Source organism: Paraburkholderia sp. CI2 (genome assembly GCF_014201055.1).
Taxonomy (GTDB): domain Bacteria; phylum Pseudomonadota; class Gammaproteobacteria; order Burkholderiales; family Burkholderiaceae; genus Paraburkholderia; species Paraburkholderia tuberum.
The window spans coordinates 108924-130023 of record NZ_JACHDL010000011.1 but is presented as its reverse complement, the minus strand read 5'-3'; the positions used below and the strand labels follow the sequence as shown (position 1 = coordinate 130023).

Genomic DNA, 21100 nt, shown 5'->3' with positions numbered 1-21100 from the left:
CCAATGCCCGACTCGCAAGCGTTTCTGGTCGTTCATCCCCTCGTCGTTCGCGTGACGCACTGGATCAACGCGTTCGCGATGGTCTGCATGGTGATGAGCGGCTGGGCGATTTATAACGCGTCGCCGATCTTTCCGTTCCGGTTCCCCGTGTGGGCGACGGTCGGCGGATGGCTCGGCGGCTCGATCGCATGGCACTTCGCGGCGATGTGGCTGCTGTGCGCGAACGGCCTGCTGTATCTCGCGCATGGCGTCGCGAGCGGCCATTTGCGTCGCAAGCTGCTGCCGGTGCGTGCCCGCGAGCTGGTGCGCGATGCGGCGCTGGCGTTGCGCCTAAGACTGCCGCACGAAACCGGCAAGTACAACGCCGTGCAGCGCGCGTTGTATCTGCTGGTACTGCTGCTCGGCGTGCTGCTGGTCGCATCGGGACTGTCGATCTGGAAGCCGGTGCAATTGTCGTGGCTAACCGCGCTGTTCGGCGGCTTCGATTTTGCGCGCCGCGTGCATTTCGTCGCGATGGCCGGCGTGGTCGGCTTTGTCGTCGTGCATCTGCTGCTGGTGCTGCTGGTGCCGCGCACGTTGCCGCCGATGGTCACCGGACGCGCCCGGCGCAACGCGCAGCGCACCGATCAAGCCTCCCAGAGGACTCGCGCATGAGCGCCCCGCAACGAACCGACACGGCGAACGATACGCACGCCAATACAGAAGACGCGCGCCGCTCACGCATCGTGCTTGCCGAGCACCGGCCGCGGATCGAGCAGTTGCAACGCCGCTTGTTTCTGCGCTCCTCGCTATCGACCGGCGCGCTCGCGATGCTGTCCGGCTGCAACCTGCAGGACAACGATTCCGTCGACAAGGTGCTATGGTCGATGTCGCGCTGGAACGACCGCGTGCAGGCGTGGCTGTTCAATCGCAACAAACTCGCGCCGACCTATTCGGCGCGCGATATCACCGATCCGTTTCCGTTCAACGCGTTCTATCCCGAGTTCGACGCGCCCGATATCGACGGCTCGACCTATCGGCTCGAAGTATCGGGGCTCGTCGCGGATAAACGCGGCTGGAGTCTCGAGCAGCTGCGCAGGTTGCCGCAGGTCTCGCAGATCACGCGTCACGTGTGCATCGAAGGATGGAGCGCGATCGGACAATGGAGCGGCGTGCCGTTTCGCACGTTTCTCGAACTGATCGGTGCCGATCTGAGCGCGCGCTACGTCGGTTTCAAATGCGCGGACCGCTATTACTCGAGCCTCGACATGGCGAGCGCGCTGCATCCGCAAACGCAATTGACGCTCGATTTCCGCAACGCGCCGCTGCCGGCCAGATACGGCTATCCGCTGAAGCTGCGCGTGCCGACCAAGCTCGGCTTCAAGAACCCGAAGCACATCGCCGCGATCTTCGTGACCAACACGAACCCGGGCGGCTACTGGGAAGATCAGGGCTACAACTGGTTCAGCGGGCTTTAGACCGCGGTCACATAACGCGGCACCGGCTTCTGCGCGCGCGGCGGCGGCGCATCGTGAGCGACGCGCATGCGCTTGACCTCGTCGACGGGACTCAGGCCGAACAGCCGCTTGAACTCGCGGCTGAACTGCGACGCGCTTTCGTAACCGACCCGCACGGCGGCCGCGCCCGCATTCAAGCCATCCTGCACCATCAACAGACGCGCGTGATGCAGACGCGTGGTCTTCACGTACTGCATCGGCGAGGTCGCGGTGACCGCCTTGAATTGCGCATGAAACACCGCGAGGCTCATGCCGGCCTCGGCCGCGAGCGTATCGACATCGAGCGACGCGTGGTAGTCCGCATGAATGCGCCGCAGCGCCTTCGCGATGCGGCCAAAGTGATTCTGATGCGTGAGCGCCGCGCGAATCGCGCCGCCCTGCTCGCCGGTCAACACGCGATAACAGATTTCCCGGACGATGCCAGGCGCCAGGATTTGCGCGTCGAGCGGCGACGCGAGCGCCTCCAGCAGACGCTGCACCGCGCTGCTCAGTGCGGCATCGAGCGGCGTCGAATACATGCCGGCCGGTTCGTATTGCGCGAGGCCCTGGGTTTCGTTGAGCGCCATCAGCAGTTCGGCGACCATCGTCAGATCGACGCGCACCGACATGCCGAGAAACGGCTCCTGTTCGCTTGCCTCGGTCTCGCATTCGAACGGCAACGGCACCGACAGCACCAGGTACTGCTGTGCGTCGTACTGGAACACCTGATCGCCGAGATAGCCGCGCTTGCGCCCCTGACAGACGATCACGATGCTCGGCTCGTACATGACCGGCATGCGCGGCATCGGACGATTCGCGCGCAGCAGGCTGACGCCTTCGAGGCTCGAGCGCGTCATGCCGGCATTCGGCGCGAGCAGGTTGAACAGTTCGAGCAAGCGGCGTTGCGCGGGGTCTTCCGGAATGGAACCGACAGCTTGAGTGGACATGACGATAGGGTGACGGCCAGGAGAATAATGCTTGAAATTTAGCATCAAACAGCCTGTCGCGCTGCCCCTCCAGAGTTTTAGGCAAACCTTCAAGACGATCAGGTATTCCCCGGGCAGCGACCGGTCCCTAAGATGGGAACCCTGCCGGATCGCCTTTTTCGACGCGCGCAGCGTGCGCGGTCATCGACCGCCATGCGCCGACAGCTTGCCAACGGCGGCCCCCAAACGCTCGCGCCCCGATCCCGGTTCATGCTGCGGCCCGCCGCATCCGCAACCCAGTGTTGCGCATCGTCGGCGCGTCGCATGTTGCGCCATCACCCTCTTTGCTGGAGCTATCCATGAGCACGACGTATGCCTATGCAGCGACCGACGCCACCGCGCCGCTCGCCCCATTTGAAATCCAGCGCCGCGCACCCCGCGCCCATGACGTGCAGATGGAAGTGCTGTACTGCGGCGTGTGCCATTCCGACCTGCATCAGGCGCGCAACGAATGGAAGAACACGATCTACCCGGTCGTGCCGGGCCACGAGATCGTAGGCCGTGTGACCGCGGTTGGTCCGAACGTGACGAAGTACAAGGTCGGTGAACTGGTCGCGGTCGGCTGTCTGGTCGATTCGTGCCGCAACTGTTCGAGCTGCGCGGAAGGTCTCGAGCAGTATTGCGAGAACGGTTGGGTGGGCACGTATAACGGTGTCGATCGCGTCGACGGACAGGTCACTTACGGTGGCTATTCGACGCAACTGGTCGTCGATGAGGCTTTCACGCTGCGCGTGCCGCAGAATCTGGACCCCGCGGGTGTCGCGCCGCTGCTGTGCGCGGGCATCACGACGTATTCGCCGCTACGCACGTGGGGCGTGGGCCCGGGCAAGAAGGTCGGGATTGTCGGCCTCGGTGGACTCGGCCATATGGGTGTGAAGCTGGCTCGGGCGATGGGCGCGCATGTCGTGCTGTTTACGACCTCGCCGTCGAAGATCGAGGATGCGAAGCGGCTTGGCGCGCATGAAGTCGTGGTTTCGAAGAATCCGCAGGAGATGGAAGCGCATGTGAATAGCTTCGATTTCATTCTCAATACGGTGGCTGCGCAGCATGATCTGAATCCGTTTTTGAATCTGCTCAAGCGTGACGCGACGATGACGTTGGTGGGCGCTCCGGAGCACGATCATCCGTCGCCGCAGGTGTTCAATCTGATCTTCAAGCGGCGGCGCCTTGCTGGTTCGCTGATTGGCGGTATTGCCGAGACGCAGGAGATGCTCGATTTCTGTGGCGAGCATGGCATTACTTCTGATATTGAAATGATTCCGATGCAGAAGATCAATGAAGCGTATGAGCGCATGCTCAAGAGCGATGTGAAGTATCGGTTTGTGGTTGATATGGATTCGATGCGGAAGTAATAGCAACTTTTTGGCCGCGCAGCGGGTGGTTTTTTTGCGCCTGCGGCGCGGGGTTCTGTTTTGTTGTTGTGTTTTTTTGCCTTCGCCCTTTTTCTGTGTTCTTAGGGCGTTGGCCTTTCCTTGATTTCTTGTCGGTCTATTGGCGTTGCCCCTGTGCGGGGCGGCACCTACTTTCTTTGCTGCTGCAAAGAAAGTAGGCAAAGAAGACAGCTTTAAACCGCTAACTCTTAAGCGGGTCCCTTTGTCCACCGCGGGTAGTGGTGCATCTGGAATCTGTGTTTTCGCACACTCCGCGTTAGTGACAAGGCCGTCATTCTTCCGGCGGCGCTGCGCGCGCCGAAGCGCGGTTCTCAAACCATTGGTCGTTTCGGCGCGTCGCCGAGGCGCAGCCGATGGCCTCACCAACCTAAAAAAACACTCTGGTTTTCCTTGCATACCCGTCCGCGACGCACGTAGTGCGGAGTGGGATGGATGACGGCTTTGTCACTGCCGTGGAATGTGCGGGGGGACGGATTCCAGATGCACCACTGCCATTCGTGGAGCACGGTGCCCGCTTAAGAATTAGCGGTTTGAGCTGTCTTCTTTGCCTACTTTCTTTGCAGCAGCAAAGAAAGTAGGTGCCGCCCCGCACAGGGGCAACGCCAATAGACCGACAAGAAATCAAGGAAAGGCCAACGCCCTAAGAACAAAGACAAATCCGCCGCAGGCAAAAAAACAGAAAACCATTTGGAGCATCCCAGTGATCGACAGAATAACTGCAATGCGCACATTCATCCGAATTGTGGACACCAACAGCTTCACCCGCGCAGCGGAGTCATTAAACATTCCGCGTGCAACGGCGACGACGATCGTCCAGAACCTGGAAGCCCTGCTGGGCACAGCGCTGTTAGTCCGTACGACGCGCCGCCTGAGCATCACGCCGGAGGGCGCCGCCTACTACGAACGCTGCGCGCAAATCCTGGCCGACATCGACGAAATGGAAGCCAGCCTCCGCAATTCGACCGACAACCTCACCGGCCGCCTCCGCATCGAAATGCCCAGCGCGGTAGCGAGTGCAATCGTGCTGCCGTCGCTAGACGACTTCCACACCCGTTACCCGAACCTCGACCTCGCGATCGGCGTCAGCAACCGCACCGTCGATCTGGTCTCCGAAGCAATCGACTGCAGCATCCAGCTCGGTGAATTGCCCGATTCCAATCTCGTCGCGCGGCAACTCGGCACGCTCGATCAGGTCACCTGCGCGAGTCCGGCCTACCTGGCCCGCCACGGCACGCCCGCCGATCTCGATGAGCTGCGCGCGCACGTCGCGGTCAACTGCGTGTCGCCGCATAGCGGCCGCGAATGCGACTTCGATTTCGAAGTGAGCGGTGAAGCGCGCAAGGTCAAGCTCAACGGCTTCGTACAAGTCAGCGACGAACAGGCGTACCTGACCTGCGGACTGCAAGGCCTCGGCATGATCCAGCCCGCGCGCATCGCCGCGCAGCCTTACCTCGATTCGGGCTTGCTGCATGAAGTGCTGCCGCAATGGAAACCCGTGCCGATGCCGGTCTCGGTCGCGTATGTGAAGAACCGCCGCGTGTCGCCGCGCGTGCGCGCGTTCGTCGATTGGCTCGCGGAGCTGTTCGAGAAAGCCGGGCACGTCGAGCAGGATCTGTCGCGCGTGCGTCAGTTGCTGCGCGGCCTGCATCCCGCGTGAAGCGGGTGCGGGCGCGCGGCGCTCGCGCGTTGACTAGTCCAACGGCCGCACCGGCACCGGCCGCGTCAGCAGATCGACATAGAAATTAAAAAACGCCGGATTATCAAATCGTTTGACGACCGTCATCTTCTGCAAACCCGGCGGCGGCGAACTCGTGTAGCCCCTTGCCTTGCCATCGTCGGCGCCGAAGCCTGTATCCACATCCACCCACTCCTCGACGGTCTGCGTCGCGAACGACGGATGCATCAGATAGGCGAGCGTCAGGGTGTCCCAGATGTTCGTCGTGTAGTTCGGATTGGTCTCGAAGCCGTTCTTGCCGTCGTATCCGTAGCCGTTCAGCGTCCTGAACAGTTGCGTGATGATGGTCTGCTTCGCCGGATCGTGCGCGACGCGATCGTACAGTGCCTTATCCATTTTCACGGTATCCGTCACGTCGAGCGGAATCACCGTCTGTTTGATCGGCAGACGCAGCACCGCTTTCGCCGCTGCGGGATCGAACCACCAGTTGAATTCGGCGGTGGGCATGGTATTGCCCCGCACGTCGATCGCGCCGCCCATGTAAATGATCTGCTTGATCAGCGGCACGATCTCGGGATGCTCGCGCGTGGCCAACGCGATGTTGGTCAGCGGGCCGATCGCGAGGATCGTCACCTCGCCCGGGTACCGCTTGACCGATTCGGCGATGAAGTCGATCGCGCTCTGGCTCTGCACCTTCGTGTGCGTCGCGAAGCCGTCCGGCGGCGCGACGAGGTCGCTAGCCGATTTCGGCTCGGGCTTGCCCCATGCGCCAACATAGCCATCGCCGCCGGGGAATTCCTTCAGTTCCCGCTGGATCGTTTTGAAGTCGTGCGTCAGTGCGTAGTTGGCGCCCGCATAGACGCCGATCTGTTGTTCGACGCCGAGTCGTTCGACCGATTTCAGCGCATCGGCAACACCTTGCTTCAGCCACTGATTGCCCGACACCACGGTAATGCCGAGCACTTTCAGCGAGCCCTGCGCCTGCAATTGCGCGGCCATCACCCCGAGCTGGCCGTCGTCGCCGAGCGTGTTGTAGTCGCTGTCGATGATCACCTTCGGCGGATCGCTCCGGGCATCGAGACTGCTGCTGGCGCAAGCCGTGAGATCGAGTGTGATTGCCACGCTTGCCGCCCAGATCAATGCCACGAGAATTCGCCCCATCGATGCCCCGTTTGGAATGCCGCTGAGTGACGCGGACAAGGAAACCATCATAGGCGCAAGCCGTATGAATGACGAATGATCAGCGCGGCAACGACAGCACACGCAAAAGCGGCTCGCGACGCCACTGCAACGTCGCGAGCCGCTTCGAATAGCGCGCTGTCAAAAGCCCGTTACTGCGATTCCTCCGCCCACACGGCGTTCTCCCGCGTCATCAACGCGGTCGATGCCGCCGGTCCGAACGTGCCCGCCGAATATGAGCGCGGCCGCTCGCCCGACTTCGCCCAGCCTTCGAGAATCGGCTCGGCCCACGCCCATGCCGCTTCGAGTTCGTCGCGGCGCATGAAGTGCGTCAGACGTCCGCGGATCACGTCGATCAGAAGCCGCTCATAGGCTTCCGCGCGACGCTCGGTGAACGCCTGCTGCAGGTCGAGGTTCAGGCTCACCGGCAGCATGTGCATGCCGCTGCCCGGCTCTTTCGCGAGCACCTGCAACTGGATCGACTCTTCGGGTTGCAACTGGATCACCAGACGATTGCCGTAGGTTCGTCCACCGCTCGGGATGATCGAGAACGGCAGATCGGAGAATTCGATGACGATCTCCGACAGCTTCTTCTGCATCCGCTTGCCGGTGCGCAGGAAGAACGGCACGTTGGCCCAGCGCCAGTTGTTGATCCGCGCGCGCAACGCGACAAAGGTTTCGGCGCGGCTGCCCGCCGGCACGTTGTCTTCCTCGAGGTAGCCCTTGACCGCCTCGCCATCCACCGCGCCCGCCGTGTACTGGCCGCGCACCGTGTCGCGCGCGATGTCCTCGGGCGTCATCGGCCGCAGCGAGCGCAGCACCTTCAGCTTTTCGTCGCGCACCGCGTCGGGATCGAGCGACACCGGCGGCTCCATCGCGACGATGCACAGCAGTTGCAGCAGGTGGTTCTGCACCATGTCGCGCAGCGCGCCGGTCTTGTCGTAGAACCCCGCGCGGCTGCCCACGCCGACCGTTTCGGCCACTGTGATCTGCACGCTCTTGATGTACGGCGCCTGCCACAGCGGCCCGAAAATCGGATTGCCGAAGCGCAGCACCATCAGGTTCTGCACGGTTTCCTTGCCGAGGTAGTGGTCGATCCGGTAGATCTGCGCTTCTTCGAAATGCTTGCCGACCGCGTTGTTGATCTCCTGAGCGGACGCGAGATCGTGGCCGAGCGGCTTTTCGAGCACCACCCGCGAATTGCCGTCGACGAGCCCGGCCGACGACAGGTTGTCGCAGATATGGGTGAACAGATCCGGCGACGTCGCCAGATAGAACACGCGGTTCACGCCGTCACGCGACGCTTCCTTCAGGCGCAGGTAGTCCTCGGCCGCATCGACGTCCATCCGCACGTACTCGAAAATCGCGAGGAATTTGTCCCACGCCGACGCGTCGAACGCTTTTTCGTCGATGAAGGGCTTGGCCTTCTGCTCCATGAATTCGCTGATGTATTCCTCGCGCGACCAGGGCTTGCGCCCGATCGTCAGAATGCGGGTGTCGGGCGGCAGGTTGCAGTGCAGATGCGCCATGTAAAGCGCGGGCAGCAGCTTGCGGAACGACAGGTCGCCGGTGCCGCCGAAGATGATCATGTCGAGCGGGAGGTCGGGTGTGGCAGGAGCTTGTTGGGTCGTCATGGCACGGTCGCAGCGTCTAGGGGGAAGGCGTCGATCAGGAATCGGCGGCGGGCGGACGGGCTACGGCTCACGTCCGCTATGGCGCTTTTTCCGGCAAACATCTATGGTGCAACGTTTTGAGATAGTTTGCACGGCAGCATCTGCCGCAGGTTAGCGCAAGTTGCCAACCTTGCGCGCCAGACAGTCGTTTTTTCGGGATATTTTGCGCGATATTTGCCGGTTGGGCCGCTGACGGTCAGCCGCGCGCCAGCGCGTCACGCGCGACCCGGCACGCGGCCAGATCCCACGCCGCGCAGCCTACGCTCTTGAACACCACCGGCCCCGCCGGCAAGGGCTGCGTCTGCTCGAGCACCGCGGCGATCCCGCCCACCCGCGCCCAATCGACACCGGCCTGGATGAAATCGCCGGCCTCGTGCATTGCGCCAGCCTGATCGTCGACGAACAGCGCGCTGCCCGCGATCGTAGTCGCGCCGATCTCGACCATCTGCGGCGTGAAAGCGCCGACGCCGATCACGAGCCGCTCGGCGCGCGCCGTCTCGTCGTAGACCGGCTGTTTGCTCGTGGTCAACGCGATCACGACGTCGACCGAAGCGGGAATCGTCGCGTCCGCATCCGCGAGCGGCCGCAGCTCACGCACCTTGCCGCGCTGCGCCGCGCAGAACGCTTCGGCGCGCGCGGGCGCGCTGCCCTTGACCCACACGCGCGCGTCGGGAAACAGTTCGCCGATCGCTTCCAGATGATTGAGCGCCTGCGTGCCGGTGCCGATCAGCAGGAATTCACGCGGCGCGCCCGCAGCGAACGTCGCGATGCCGAGCATCGACATCGCCGCGGTCCGGCGCCCCGTCACTGTCGGACCATCGAGGATGAACAGCGTCTCGCCGGTGTCGGCATCGAAGGCCATGACCTGACCGTGGATCGTCGGCAGATGGCGCGCGCCGTTGCTCGCGCACACATTGACGACCTTGTGGATCGCGAGATCGGGCGCGGTGGCGGGCATCGACAGCATGATGCCGCCGGTGTTCAGCGGCACGACGAGCCGCTCGGGGCTCACGATGCGTCGTTGCGCGTAGTCGATGCTAGCGCGCCTCAACGCGTCGACAAGCGCTGCGTAAGGCATCAGCCGCGCGGTGGCGGCGGCGTCGAAGATCTGCGTGGTCGGGCGGGTCATGGGCGGAACGATCCAATGGGGGATGGAGTGGGCATGACGTCACCGTAACCGAGCGCGAAAAAATTGACCAGTCGTGTGGACGTCTACTGGCCGCCGAATCGCGAACTCCGCTTCATGCCCAGCGCGCCGGCTAGCTCGTGCCGCGGCTGAGCGTCATCCCCCGCCCTGCATGGAAACGCGACATCGTCGCGAACGGCAGGTACACGTCGGACTGATGCGGCGCGACGCCCGACGGGTTGTGAAACCACACGCCGTCGCGATCCCGCCCGTGCAGCAGGATCAGATGACCGCCCCGCCGCTGGTTCGTCCGCTCCGGATAGCGGATCTCGGGACTCACCGACACGATCGCGAGCGTATCGTCGTCGAGCCGCGCCGCGATCTCCTCGAGTGACGTCGGCACCGCGGCTGGTCGCAGCCGGCGCCTGCCGGAATACCCGATTATCCGTCACACGAATATTCGTCGATTATGCGTCACGCAAATATTTGACAAATATTCGTCTCACGCATAAATTGCATTTATTCGTCTCGCAGATAATCCGCCATGCTCCATTTGATCGCCACGTCGGACCAGCTCGCGCAGTTGCTGGCGGCCAGCCGCCGCCAGGCCGGCCTCACGCAGACCGAGGCCGCCGCGCGCGTCGGCGTGAGCCAAAGCCGCATTTCCGCGCTCGAAACCGATGCGAGCGGGCTCACGCTCACCCAACTGCTCGCGCTGTGCGGCGCCTACGGCCTGCAACTGCAGTTGCGCGACAAAAATCAGCCGAGCTCCGAGCCGGCACCGAACGTCGAGTGGTGAGATGGCCCGGCAAACCGCTTCGAAGGCATTGTCGGTGTGGGCCAACGGCGAGCGCGTCGGGCTCTGGCGGCTGCCCGCGCGCGGCCCGATGGAGTTCGCCTACGACGCCGCCTGGATCGCGTCGCCCGCGGGTCGTCCGCTGTCGCTGTCGCTGCCGTTCACGCCCGGCAACATGACGCACAAAGGGCCGCGGGTGCTCAACTACTTCGACAACCTGCTGCCCGACAGCGACGTGATCCGCAAACGCATCGCGCAGCGCTACCGGACCGAAACGCTCGACGCGTTCGACCTGCTGCAGGCCATCGGCCGCGACTGCGTCGGCGCGGTCCAGCTGCTCGCCGAAGACGACGCGCCGGCCGGGGTCCAGCGTATCGAAGGCACGCCGCTTTCCGACGACGACATCGAGGCGCTGCTCGCGCAGACGGTCGGCAAACCGACGCTCGGCGCGCCCGACGAATTTGACGACTTCCGCATCTCGCTCGCCGGCGCGCAGGAGAAAACCGCGCTGCTGTGGCACGACGGCCAATGGCAACGGCCGCACGGCGCGACGCCGACCACGCATATCTTCAAGCTGCCGCTCGGGCTGGTCGGCAACCGGCTCGCCGATCTCAGCACGTCGGTCGAAAACGAGTGGCTGTGTCTGCGGATTCTGCGCGCGTTCGGCCTGCCGGTCGCGAACGCCGAGGTGCTCAGGTTCGGCAAGCAGCGCGTGCTCGCCGTCGAACGCTTCGACCGGCAGATGCATTCGAGCGGCCGCTGGCTGCTGCGTCTGCCGCAGGAAGATTTCTGCCAGGTGTACGGCGTGCCGTCGCATCGCAAGTACGAAAACGAGGGCGGCCCCGGCGTGCTCGACCTCGCGCGGATTCTGCAGCAATCGGTCGAGGCGCGGCAGGACATCGAGACCCTGCTCGCGAGCCAGATCCTGTTCTGGATGCTGGCCGCGCCGGACGGCCACGCGAAGAACTTCAGCATCCGCCTGCTCGCCGGTGGCCAGTACCGTCTGACGCCGCTTTACGACGTGATGTCGATCTGGCCGGTCGAGGGCAACGGCCCGAACCAGTGGTCGTGGTACAAGGCGCGGCTTGCGATGGGTCTATGGTCGCGCAGCAAGCACGATGCGTTTCGCGACGTGCAGCGGCGACACTTCAACGCGATGGCGTTGAAGTGCTCGTACGGCGCCGACGCCGAGCCGCTGCTCCAGCGTCTGATCGAGCAGACACCTGGCGTGATCGAGCGGGTGTCGGCGGAGTTGCCCGAGCGCTTTCCGGGCAAGGTCGCCGAGCGGATTTTCAAAGGGCTTCAAAATTCGGCGGCCCGGCTCGACACGATGCCGGCAAGCTGAACGCGGACCGCGCGTGCCGGCGCAACCCGATCCCTCCGGACAAACTTTCATTGCGCCTCTCGCCTGGCTTCTCCGCGAGGGCGGACCTGCCGGGCTTTGCGGCAAGCAGCCGGATCCGTCGCCTTGCGCACTACTCATTCGTGGATTCCCTACGGTTTCGTCATCGTTTCACCGGTAGAATGCCTTTTGATGCTCAATGCATCAAAAGTCACCGGCACGGCCATGGCGTCGCTTGCATCAGCGGACTCGGCGGCCGGTCTGACAAAATCATAAATGGTGAATTTTTTTACGGTACATTTGCTGTCCCTGGTGGCCGATTCATGCGCATAGCATGCGCAGGGTCGGTTTGCGCCTGCCGACCGCGCTCCAGATGTACCTTTTAACCCGGCGGATTTTCACGCAGCATGGCCAACGAAACACACTCACCCGACTCCATCGCGGTTGCCGAGCGCGTGCGCGAGTTGATGAGCAGGCATGGAATCGGCAAGCGACAGCAAACCACGGAGCTATGCCGCATCCTCGATCTGAGTTTTTCTCAGGGGCACCGCAAACTGCGCGGCAATAGTCCGTGGACGCTGTCGCAGATCAAGAAAGTCGCCGAGGTATTCGACGAACCCGCAGCGCAGCTGTTCGGCGCGCAGTCGCTCGATCCGGGCGTCGTCGGCGCGATCGCCCAGGAGGCGGTGTTCTGCATCGGCGCGACCGAAATCGCCTGCACCGCGTGGGTCGGCGCGGCGCTCGAACCGGGTAGCCGCCCGGAATTCGTCGCCTATTCGCGGCTCGGTCAATGGCGCGTCTCGCGTCATGATGGCGCGCTGTATCAGAGCGCGTACGAAGTCCACAAGATCGAGATCTATCCGCGCCGCGCCGAGACCGACAAGCCGGCCATCGCGGTGGTCGACGACGATCGTGCAAGCGCCGATAACCTGCGCGATTATCTGGAGCGCAGCGGCTTCACGGCGGTCGCGATCTATGGGCTCGCGGCCTTCAGCGAGCAGTTGCAGACGCAGGTGTTCGACGGCGTGATCATCGACTGGCTGTTCGGCTCGCAGACCTCGGCGGCCGCGATTCGCGCGGTGCGCGCGTCGGAGAACCCGGACGCGCCGATCTTCGTGCTCACCGGCGAACTGCTGACCGGCAAGGCCAGCGAATCGGAGATCAGCGAGGTGATCCGCGATTACGACGTCGCGTGCTACGAGAAGCCCGCGCGCATGGCGATCCTCGTGGCCGATCTGTCGAAGCGGCTGAACCGCCCCTAAAGCGCGGGCGCCGATGCGCGCCCCGTTCGCGGCAGCGCCGCCTTCACGCGCTCACGCCTGATGCCGCGCCGCCAGCGCCCGCTGCAGGGCGTGCTTCAGATCCTCGTAATGGACCGGCTTTAACAGCGCCTCGAACACCGACGGCACACCAGTCGCGCCACTTTCGCCATCCCGCACGACCTCCGGCGCGTACGCGCTGACCACGATCACCGGCACGCCCGCCGACGGTCCGTCGCGCGTCGCGAAGTCTTCGAGAAACGTGTAGCCATCGCGCTCCGGCATGTGCAGATCGAGCAGCACCACTTCGCAGCGGTGGGTGTCGAGCCACGCGAGCGCGTCGTTGGCATTGCCGAGTGCGAGCGAGTCGTAGCCCATGTGCGCGACCATTTCGCAGAGCGACTCGCGGATCAGCCGGTTATCGTCGATGATCAGCACGCACGGCTGCGCGCCGTCCGGCTCGGCTTGCTCCGCGACCTCGGCCGGCTCGACGGTTGCGACCGGCACGACCGGGATCGTCACCGTGAAGCTGGTGCCCTCGCCGACCGTGCTCGCGACATCCACCGTGCCGCCGAACAGCTTCACGAGCCCTTGCACGATCGTGAGCCCCATCCCCGCGCCTTCGAAGCGGCGCGTGCGCGACGCGTCGAGCTGCGTGAACTCCTCGAAGATCAGCGGGATCTGTTCGGACGGCACGCCCGGCCCCGTATCGCTGACGACGAAAACCAGCAGCGCCGGCTCTTGCCGCAGTTCGACGCGCACCGTGCCGGTCTCGGTGTAGCGGATCGCGTTGGTGACGAGGTTGTTGACGATCTGCCGGATGCGGTGCGGGTCCGACTCGACGAGCCCGCTCGCGCCGCTCGCCTCGCTTTGGAGCTCGAGCCCGTGCGTCCTGGCGGAGATCGTGTGTTCATCGACGATCGACGCCAGCAGCTCGCGCGGCTCGAAATGCTGGTGCCGCAGTTCGAGCTTGCCGGCGCCAAGGCGCGCGTAGTCGGTCAGGTCCTTCATCTGCGCCTCGAGATGGCGCGCCGCGGTCTCGAGCCGCTGGATCACCTTGCGGTCGGCCTCGGAGTGATAGTTGAAGCCGAGCAGTTCCACCGACGAGACGATCGCATGCAACGGCGTGCGCAGCTCATGGCCGATCATGCCGAGAAACGCATCCTTCGCGAGGCTCGCCTCGCGCGCCGCGCGGCTCGCCTGATGCTCGGCTTCCAGCGCCGCGCGCTGCTGGCGCATCAGCCGCGTGCGGCGCCGGCCGTTGAGCACGAGCAGCAGCGTCGCCGCCGCCGACAGCAATAGCAGCACCAGACCGCCCGCGAACAGAATGCGGCGCTTGTCGATGAAATCGCGGTTCATCGCCTCGCGGTCGGCCACATCGGCGAAACGGCGCGACAGCGCGAGATCGTTGACCTCGCTCCAGTGCTGGCGCAGCTGCGCGTCGATCCGCGCGGCACGCGCACGGTCGCGCTGCAGTACCTCGATCTCGGGCTCGATGTCGGCGAGCACAGTCTGGAGCGTCTTGATTTCGTCGAGCTGCCGTTGCAACAGAGCGAGCTGCGCGGAGAGCCGATGCGTCGAGCCGGCCATCACGCGCAGCTTCGATTGCAGCAGCTGGAAGCGCAGCTGCAACTGCTGATAGTCGTCGTCGGCACCGGACTGATACAGCAGCAGCTGGTTCTCGAAGCGCGCGTACGCGATCTGCAGTTGCGCGGCGTCCCAGTAGAAACCGTCGTAGGTACCGGTCAGCTGCTCGGTCGCGCGCGGGTTCAACAGGTTCGCATAGAGCAGATAGCCGATCGCGCCGGCGGGCGCCGCGAGCGCCATCAGCCAGATCAGCACGTTCAACACGCGCCGCCACGGACGGCGCGCTATTTGACGATGAGGGCCTTGATCTGCCATACGAATTTCGAGTCGCCGACCGCGCCAGTCAGTTCATCTGGAAAAGCGTCGCGCGGATAGATCAGAAACAGCGGCCCGAAGTCGCTGAGTTTCAGGCGCTGGCCGTTCATGCTGTACGCGACGATCACGCCGTAGCGTTCGCAGTCCGACACCGGCACGGTGTAGGTGTAGTCGTCGAACGTGTGGAGTTCGATCTGGGTGCCGTGCGCGCCGACGGCCTTCAGGATGTCGGCGAGCCTGGGCCCGGTGAACGTCGAGCGCGGCGTCCAGGTGGTCGAGGTCGTGATCGTATGCACGGGCAGCGCGAGCAGTTGAGCCTCGTTGAAGTGATAGGTGCGATGCGCGGCGTCGTTGGTATTGGCGATCTTGCCCTGCACGTCGAGCGCCAGCGCCGGCGACTGCCGCGCGCCCGGCTGCGCATGCGCGCAACAGACGGAAAGCCCGACGATCAGTCCCGCCAGCCCCGTCAGCCAGCGCATCCGCCAGGGCACACCGGTTCCGCTGGCTGCGTTGCACAGCGTTGCAATCAGATTGGCCATTTGCTTTTTTTATCCGATTTCGTTGATTCGCCGGACCGCGGGCCGCGCCACGGTCAGCCGATCTCATGCCGCGCGAAGTGTTGCGCCGTACCGTGCCGTCAAACGCGTGCCACCCCGACACGCGACCTTTGACCCGCATGCATAATATCGCCAAAATGCGCTGACTCAAAAACGGGGACCCGCGATGTCGCGCCAGTGCGTCAGCGCGCGCCGCGCGCGCATCCCCGCGGACCATTGCCTTCCATCGCGCCACGCGGCGCCTCGATAGTCATGAACAAGCCGGTCCTGCCTCTGACGTACGAACAGCTCGATCACTGGATCGAATCGCTGCAACCCGTGTTGCTCGCCGAGCATTTCTCGATGGCGCTGGGGATTCTGCGCGGCGGCGCGCCGCTCGCGCTGATGGTGTCGCACGCGGTCGGCGCGCCGGTCGGGTTCCTGCGCTACGACCGCCAGACGCGCGCGGTCGCATGGGATTCGACGCTGCCGATCCCGCCCGCCGGATCGAAAGTGCTGTTGTGCGAGGACATCGCGGGACGCGGTTTTACGCTCGTCGATTGCATCGCGTTTCTGCAGGCGCACGGGCTCGAAGTCAAAACCCTGACCGCCGCGGTCGATGATCTGAGCCGCGCACAGCCCGACTACGCGATCGATGTGCGCGGCTACTTCGCCCTCTTTCCATGGGAGCGCCAGGCGTACACCGAGCGCTACCGCGACGACTGGGCGCGCGTCGAAGCCGGCGCCGCGCCCGCGATGGCCAACGACCACGAGTACGCGGCCTACGCGATCGACCTCGACGGCATCCTGCTGCCCGACGTACCGCTCGCGCGCTACGACGAGGACCTCGCCGCCGCGCTCGCCGAGCGCGACGCGCTGCTGCCGTTCGAGGTGCTGCCCGGCATCGACCTGCAGCAGGTGCGCACGATCATCACGGGCCGCCCGGAGATGGATCGCGCGCGCACCGAAGCGTGGCTCGCGCGACACGGCTTCGCTCACATGCAGTTGGCGATGCGCACGCCCGGCCTGCACGACGACAGCCCCGCCGGCGCGGCCGCGCACAAGGCGAGCGCGGCGCTGCGCGCGGCTGTCACGCACTTCGTCGAAAGCGATCCGGTGCAGGCGCTGCTGATCGCGCAGCAAGCGCCGCTGCTGCGCGTGATCTGGTGGGATGCGCTGACGCGCACGGGGATTTTGGTGAGCGCAAGGGCGTGGAGTTGAGCGCAACGTTCCTTGTGGGCGCAGCGCCCGAACGCCGCCGCTACCTGTCCTTCGCCTCGCGCAACTGCAAATGCCGCGCGGCCCGCTGCGACGCGACGACGATCAGCTTCATCGTCGCGCGCGTCGCGCCGACGAACAGCTTGCGCGCGCTGCGTTCGTCGAACGCGTCGAAGTCGATCTCGGTGAAGATCACGCACGGCGCCGCCTGCCCCTTGAAGCGGTAGATCGACTCGAACAGCACGTCGCCTTCACGATACTCCGGGTTGCCGAACAGATCGTATTTGCCGGTGAAACTGCGCAGCCGATGCGGTCCGAGATGATCGAGCGCGCTCATCGCCGAGCCCTCGCGGCCGCGGAACGACAGCACCGCGATGTCCTGCTTGCGAAAACCGAGCGATAGCGCCTGCGTGATGGCGCGCTTGGTTGCGTCGATACTGCTATCGGCGCCCTGCGCTTCGTCGTAGACCGACACCGAAACCTCGGAGCCGTCGAACGGACTGCCCGACGTAAGTGCCGCGGCCAGCGGCACCGACGCGCCCAGCACGTCGCGCAGATAATCGAGGATGTCGCGAGGACTGCGGTAATTGGTGGTTTCTCTCAGCGTGGTCCAGCCGGGCAACGAGACCGGCTCACGCATGTACAGATTCTGCAGTGGGTCTTCGAGCCACCACCGCGCGGCGCCCGGCCGCAGCAGCCGCTCGAGCGCGGCAAACCATGGCTGCTGGAAATCCTGCCCTTCGTCGACGATCAGTACGTCGAATTGCCAGCGCGGTTCGATCGGCGTGTCGGCGAATACGGCCTCCAGTTGATCGAACACCTGCGCCGACCGGAAATCGGGCGCGCGGCCCGCGTCGCGCGCGATCCAGTCGCAAAGCTGGTGATAGTTCGCGACTTTCGCCTCCGGCGGCGCGACCCGCGCGATGTGATCGGCGAGCGGTCGGTTGAAGCACACGTACAACGGCCGCTCGCCGCGCGCGACCGCGTCCTTCATCACCTGCACCGCGAGTTGCGTCTTGCCGGAGCCCGCCGTGCCAATCACGCGCAAACGGAACGGCGCGAATTCGAGCCGCCGGGCCCATGTCGCAAGTCCGCCCGAAAGGCGCGTGACGAGCATGCCCGCCTGCCCGACGAGCGCGCTCGTGTCGGGCGTCAACGCGAGTTCGTCGGCGAGAAAGTGGTGGATTTTCGCCGCGCAGGGAAGCCGCGGTTCATCGGCCGGCAGCGCTTCGCGGACGATCGCCGCGAGACGCTCGCGCCGCGTAGCGTCGACGATGCGCGCGGGATTCACGCCGGCGATCGCCGCATCCTTGACGATGTGATCGGGACAGTACAGCAGTTCCTCGATGAAATAGGCGCCCGCGCCGAACGCCGCGGTAAAACGCCGGTGCAGACTCTCGATCGTATGCGCGAGCGCGATCGCGACGTTTCGCTCGGTTTGCAGATACACCTTGACGAGCCCCTTCGGCGTTTCGCGCAGAAAGCCGGTCTTCTGCTCGATGATCAGCAGGCGCCCGGCGGGACTCACGATCACGAAATCGGCCTCGCCGAACACGGAGAAGTTCTGGTTCAGGCGCGTCCAATGCACGCCGTGGTAGACGGTGTAGTCGGCGGGCAGTGCCTTTTCGAGCAGCGCGAGCGTTTCACGTTCGCGCGCCGCCGCGCCGGTCGCTTCGAGGCTCTTCCAGTCGTCGGGAACAATGCGGGCCATGCGATGCCTCAATGAGTTGGGATGCGTGTTTTCAGCGGGCAATCCGGAGTGCGGTCATTGTACGCAACGCAATGTCGGCCGGGCGGCCCGTCGCGCAAAGGCGCGCACATCGTGTATCGTTAGTGGCTGAACGCCGCGCACGCCGCGCGGCTTGCCAACCGTAAGAGAAAAGGATTTACCGGATGATTACGATCTGGGGACGCGCCAATTCGGTCAACGTCCAGAAGGTCTTGTGGTGCTGCGACGAACTCGTGCTGCCGTTCGACCGCATCGACGCGGGCCTGCAATTCGGCCGCAACAACGAACCCGACTATCTCGCGATGAACCCGACCGGCAAGATTCCGACGCTGGTCGACGACGACTTCGTGCTGTGGGAATCCAACTCGATCCTGCGCTATCTGGCGATGCAATACGGCGAATCGAGCCTGCTGTATCCGGGCGAGCCGAAACTGCGCGCGAGCATCGACCGCTGGCTGGACTGGTCGCTGTCGACGCTGCAGCCTGTGGAACGTCCCGTGTTCTGGACCCTCGTGCGCACGCCCGAGACCGAGCGCGACGCCGCCAAACTCGCCGCCGACGCGAAGGCGGTCACCGTCCTGTGGCGCCTGCTCGACACGCATCTGCAGGGCCGCTTCTTTCTCGAAGGCGACAAGTTCACGCTCGCCGATATCGTGATCGGCGCGTACGCGAAGCGCTGGTTCGGCCTCGACGGTTTGCAGCGGCCGTCGCTGCCGAGTCTGGAGCGCTGGTATTCGCGTCTCACGACGCGTTCCGGGTTCAAGAAGTATGTGGATTTCCCGTTGACCTGAGCATGGCGCGGGTCGGCGGAAACGGTTCAGGTATTCGCGCGACCCGCAAACTCTTCAACCCTGCTCGCGGGGCCCGACACGATCAGCAGATCCCCCGGCACAACAACGGTGTCAGGCCCCGCGTGCTGGAACTCTTCGCCAGCGCGCCTGACGGCCATGACCATGACACCGAACGCCTCCAGAACGCCGCAATCTGCGAGCGGACGGTTGTGTGTCGGCACCGGGGCCTGAATCGTGGCGACGGCAAATCCTTCGCCGAATTCAACGTAGTCCACGATTCGGCCTGTGATCAGGTGAGCGATCCGTTCACCCATTTCCGCTTCCGGATAAACCACGTGATGCGCGCCGATGCGCTGGGCAATCTGGCCGTGTTCCGTGGTCACCGCCTTCAGCCAGATGTCCTTGATCTGAAGTTCCGTTAGGGCCATCAGGGTCATCAGGCTCGCCGACAGGTCGCTTCCAATGCCCACGATCGCATGAGGGAAGTCGGCAACGCCCAATTGGCGCAGGGTATTCACGTTGGTCGAATCGGCCTGGACGGCATGCGTCAACCGGTCCGCCCATAACTGCACCTGCTGCTCGTCCCGGTCGATTCCCATCACGTCATGGCCAAGCCGAAGCAGCGACTGGGCCACGGCACAGCCGAACCGCCCCAAACCGATGACGACCACACTGTCGCCTTTCGAAAAAGAGAGCGAAATCTTGAACAGGTCAGCCAACAATTGGATGCTCCTCGGGGTAGCTATATTGCGCACGCCGCTCAACCAGTATTAACGACGTTGCAAAGGTAATGGTTCCAACCCGGCCGACATACATCAGCGTGATGATCACGAACTGTGCCGGCGCAGGCAGATCACCCGTGATACCCGTGGACAGACCGACCGTACTGAACGCCGAAACAACTTCGAAGATGACCTGATCGGTAGGAAAATCGGTGATGTGCAAAATGATCAGTGTGCCGACCGTGATCATCACGGCACCCAGCGCCACCACGGTAATCGCTTGCCGCTGCGCCGACACGCTGACACGGCGCCCAAACGCTTCGATATCGCCACGCCCGCGGATCTCTGCGATCACCAGCAAGGCCAGAATGGCGATGGTGCCGATCTTGACACCCCCTGCCGTCCCCGCGCTGCCCCCGCCAACGAACATCAGGAAGAAATGCAGGGCCCAGCTTTCATGACGCATTGCGCCGACGTCGAGCGAGTTGAAACCCGCCGTGCGCGCGGATACCGAGGCGAAAGCTGCCGAAAGGAGCTTCTCACCGAACGGCATCGGACCCAGGGTTTTTGGATTGGTCCATTCGAACAGCAGCAACGCAAGAAATCCGCCGAGCAGCAGCACCCCCGTGACCACTAAAGTGAGCCTGGTGTGCAATGAAAGCCGACGGGCACCCCGAAGTTTTTCCCGCAGATCGTACAGAACCGGAAACCCGATTCCGCCGACGACAATCGCGACCATCACCGGTACCAGCATCGACGCGTCGGCGGCATAGCGCATCAGACTGTCCGGGTGAATTGAAAAGCCCGCGTTGTTGAACGCGGAGACCGCATGGAACCATCCACTCCATGCGGCCTCGCCCCATTGGAAGTGGTACCCGAGATGAAGCCTGACCGTCAGCCAGAGTGCCGTGGTCAGTTCAGTGACGAGCGTCACGACGAGCACGAGGCGCGCCACGCTGCCGATGTCCCCGAGACGGAGCGTGTGCGTCTCGACCTGGGTGATCAGCTTCGCTCGCAGCGGCAAGGACCGGTTGACCATGAGTCCCAGCATGGTGGCTGCGGTCATCATACCGAAACCGCCAATCTGAAACAGGCCGAGGATGACCCACTGTCCAAAGCTTGACCAGTAGGTGCCCGTATCGACAACGACGAGTCCAGTCACGCAGACCGCGGAGGTAGCGGTAAAAAAAGCGCTCAGCCACGGCGCTGCCTCACCTTTGGCCTGCGACAAGGGCAACCTCAAAAGGAGCGTCCCTGCGGCAATCGCAAAGAGAAAGGCTAAGGCTACTGCCCGCGATGG

18 protein-coding genes and 1 pseudogene are annotated in these 21100 nt (G+C 64.1%); 9 read left to right on the top strand and 10 right to left on the bottom strand.

The genetic code is table 11. The features are described 5' to 3' along the window. Positions 1-3 precede the first annotated feature (3 nt). Both HDG32_RS17345 and HDG32_RS17340 read left to right on the top strand, forming a co-directional pair. Positions 4-654 (top strand): cytochrome b/b6 domain-containing protein, encoded by a 651-nt coding sequence (locus HDG32_RS17345; RefSeq protein ID WP_184069290.1) that lies wholly within the window; start codon positions 4-6, stop codon positions 652-654. Beyond that, the gene (locus HDG32_RS17340) at positions 651-1457 is read left to right on the top strand and encodes a molybdopterin-dependent oxidoreductase (protein ID WP_184069288.1); all 807 of its coding nucleotides are present in this window, start codon (positions 651-653) and stop codon (positions 1455-1457) included. Before HDG32_RS17345 ends, HDG32_RS17340 begins: the two co-directional genes overlap by 4 nt. Here the strand turns inward: HDG32_RS17340 and HDG32_RS17335 are convergent. Beyond that, positions 1454-2422 (bottom strand): AraC family transcriptional regulator, encoded by a 969-nt coding sequence (locus tag HDG32_RS17335; RefSeq protein ID WP_184069286.1) that lies wholly within the window; start codon positions 2420-2422, stop codon positions 1454-1456. The genes HDG32_RS17340 and HDG32_RS17335 overlap by 4 nt on opposite strands. 338 nt (positions 2423-2760) lie before the next feature. Between HDG32_RS17335 and HDG32_RS17330 the strand changes: the two genes are divergently transcribed. Together HDG32_RS17330 and HDG32_RS17325 are read left to right on the top strand one after the other, a co-directional pair. Further along, positions 2761-3813, top strand: a complete 1053-nt coding sequence (locus HDG32_RS17330) for an NAD(P)-dependent alcohol dehydrogenase (RefSeq protein ID WP_184069284.1) — start codon at positions 2761-2763, stop codon at positions 3811-3813. Positions 3814-4552: 739 nt separating this feature from the next. Beyond that, positions 4553-5509 carry a LysR family transcriptional regulator gene (locus HDG32_RS17325; protein ID WP_184069282.1) on the top strand — a complete coding sequence of 319 codons (957 nt, stop codon included), beginning with the start codon at positions 4553-4555 and terminating at the stop codon, positions 5507-5509. A 33-nt stretch (positions 5510-5542) separates the two neighbouring features. Here the strand turns inward: HDG32_RS17325 and HDG32_RS17320 are convergent, their stop codons facing one another. From HDG32_RS17320 to HDG32_RS17305, 4 genes and pseudogenes are all read right to left on the bottom strand, one after another. Then, a complete protein-coding gene (locus HDG32_RS17320; RefSeq protein WP_184069280.1) occupies positions 5543-6688 on the bottom strand; it encodes a nucleoside hydrolase in 1146 nt (381 codons plus the stop codon). A gap of 170 nt (positions 6689-6858) precedes the next feature. Continuing rightward, entirely contained in the window at positions 6859-8340 is a 1482-nt protein-coding gene (gene zwf / locus HDG32_RS17315) for a glucose-6-phosphate dehydrogenase (RefSeq protein ID WP_090806032.1), read from the bottom strand. A gap of 235 nt (positions 8341-8575) precedes the next feature. Continuing rightward, positions 8576-9508 (bottom strand): bifunctional Delta(1)-pyrroline-2-carboxylate/Delta(1)-piperideine-2-carboxylate reductase, encoded by a 933-nt coding sequence (lhpI, locus tag HDG32_RS17310; protein WP_184069278.1) that lies wholly within the window; start codon positions 9506-9508, stop codon positions 8576-8578. Positions 9509-9638: 130 nt separating this feature from the next. Beyond that, a pseudogene (locus tag HDG32_RS17305) lies at positions 9639-9899 on the bottom strand (hypothetical protein); the annotation flags it as partial. A 150-nt stretch (positions 9900-10049) separates the two neighbouring features. Here HDG32_RS17305 and HDG32_RS17300 point away from each other — a divergent pair. From HDG32_RS17300 to HDG32_RS17290, 3 genes are all read left to right on the top strand, one after another. Further along, complete coding sequence (locus HDG32_RS17300; protein ID WP_090806037.1) at positions 10050-10304, top strand: helix-turn-helix domain-containing protein; 255 nt, start codon at positions 10050-10052, stop codon at positions 10302-10304. Between the two features lies 1 nt (position 10305). Then, positions 10306-11646 carry a type II toxin-antitoxin system HipA family toxin gene (locus HDG32_RS17295; RefSeq protein WP_184069276.1) on the top strand — a complete coding sequence of 447 codons (1341 nt, stop codon included), beginning with the start codon at positions 10306-10308 and terminating at the stop codon, positions 11644-11646. Between the two features lie 404 nt (positions 11647-12050). Beyond that, positions 12051-12905 carry a helix-turn-helix domain-containing protein gene (locus HDG32_RS17290; protein WP_090806040.1) on the top strand — a complete coding sequence of 285 codons (855 nt, stop codon included), beginning with the start codon at positions 12051-12053 and terminating at the stop codon, positions 12903-12905. Between the two features lie 51 nt (positions 12906-12956). Here HDG32_RS17290 and HDG32_RS17285 read toward each other — a convergent pair whose 3' ends face one another. Beyond that, positions 12957-14804 carry a hybrid sensor histidine kinase/response regulator gene (locus HDG32_RS17285; protein ID WP_184069274.1) on the bottom strand — a complete coding sequence of 616 codons (1848 nt, stop codon included), beginning with the start codon at positions 14802-14804 and terminating at the stop codon, positions 12957-12959. Continuing rightward, positions 14774-15343, bottom strand: coding sequence for a molybdopterin-dependent oxidoreductase (locus HDG32_RS17280; RefSeq protein ID WP_184069272.1), 570 nt, complete (start codon positions 15341-15343; stop codon positions 14774-14776). Before HDG32_RS17280 ends, HDG32_RS17285 begins: the two co-directional genes overlap by 31 nt. A 270-nt stretch (positions 15344-15613) precedes the next feature. On the opposite strand from HDG32_RS17280, the gene HDG32_RS17275 reads away from it, so the two are divergent. Further along, the gene (locus HDG32_RS17275; RefSeq protein ID WP_184069270.1) at positions 15614-16561 is read left to right on the top strand and encodes a phosphoribosyltransferase; all 948 of its coding nucleotides are present in this window, start codon (positions 15614-15616) and stop codon (positions 16559-16561) included. Between the two features lie 40 nt (positions 16562-16601). Here the strand turns inward: HDG32_RS17275 and HDG32_RS17270 are convergent, their stop codons facing one another. Beyond that, on the bottom strand, positions 16602-18269 hold the full coding sequence (locus HDG32_RS17270) for an ATP-dependent helicase (protein ID WP_184069268.1): 1668 nt from the start codon (positions 18267-18269) through the stop codon (positions 16602-16604). Between the two features lie 182 nt (positions 18270-18451). Between HDG32_RS17270 and HDG32_RS17265 the strand changes: the two genes are divergently transcribed. Next, positions 18452-19078 carry a glutathione S-transferase family protein gene (locus HDG32_RS17265; protein WP_184069266.1) on the top strand — a complete coding sequence of 209 codons (627 nt, stop codon included), beginning with the start codon at positions 18452-18454 and terminating at the stop codon, positions 19076-19078. A 26-nt stretch (positions 19079-19104) separates the two neighbouring features. On the opposite strand, the gene HDG32_RS17260 is transcribed toward HDG32_RS17265, so the two are convergent. Both HDG32_RS17260 and HDG32_RS17255 read right to left on the bottom strand, forming a co-directional pair. Next, on the bottom strand, positions 19105-19797 hold the full coding sequence (locus tag HDG32_RS17260) for a TrkA family potassium uptake protein (RefSeq protein WP_184069264.1): 693 nt from the start codon (positions 19795-19797) through the stop codon (positions 19105-19107). Continuing rightward, positions 19790-21031 carry a TrkH family potassium uptake protein gene (locus tag HDG32_RS17255; RefSeq protein WP_260336499.1) on the bottom strand — a complete coding sequence of 414 codons (1242 nt, stop codon included), beginning with the start codon at positions 21029-21031 and terminating at the stop codon, positions 19790-19792. Before HDG32_RS17255 ends, HDG32_RS17260 begins: the two co-directional genes overlap by 8 nt. Positions 21032-21100: the final 69 nt, after the last annotated feature.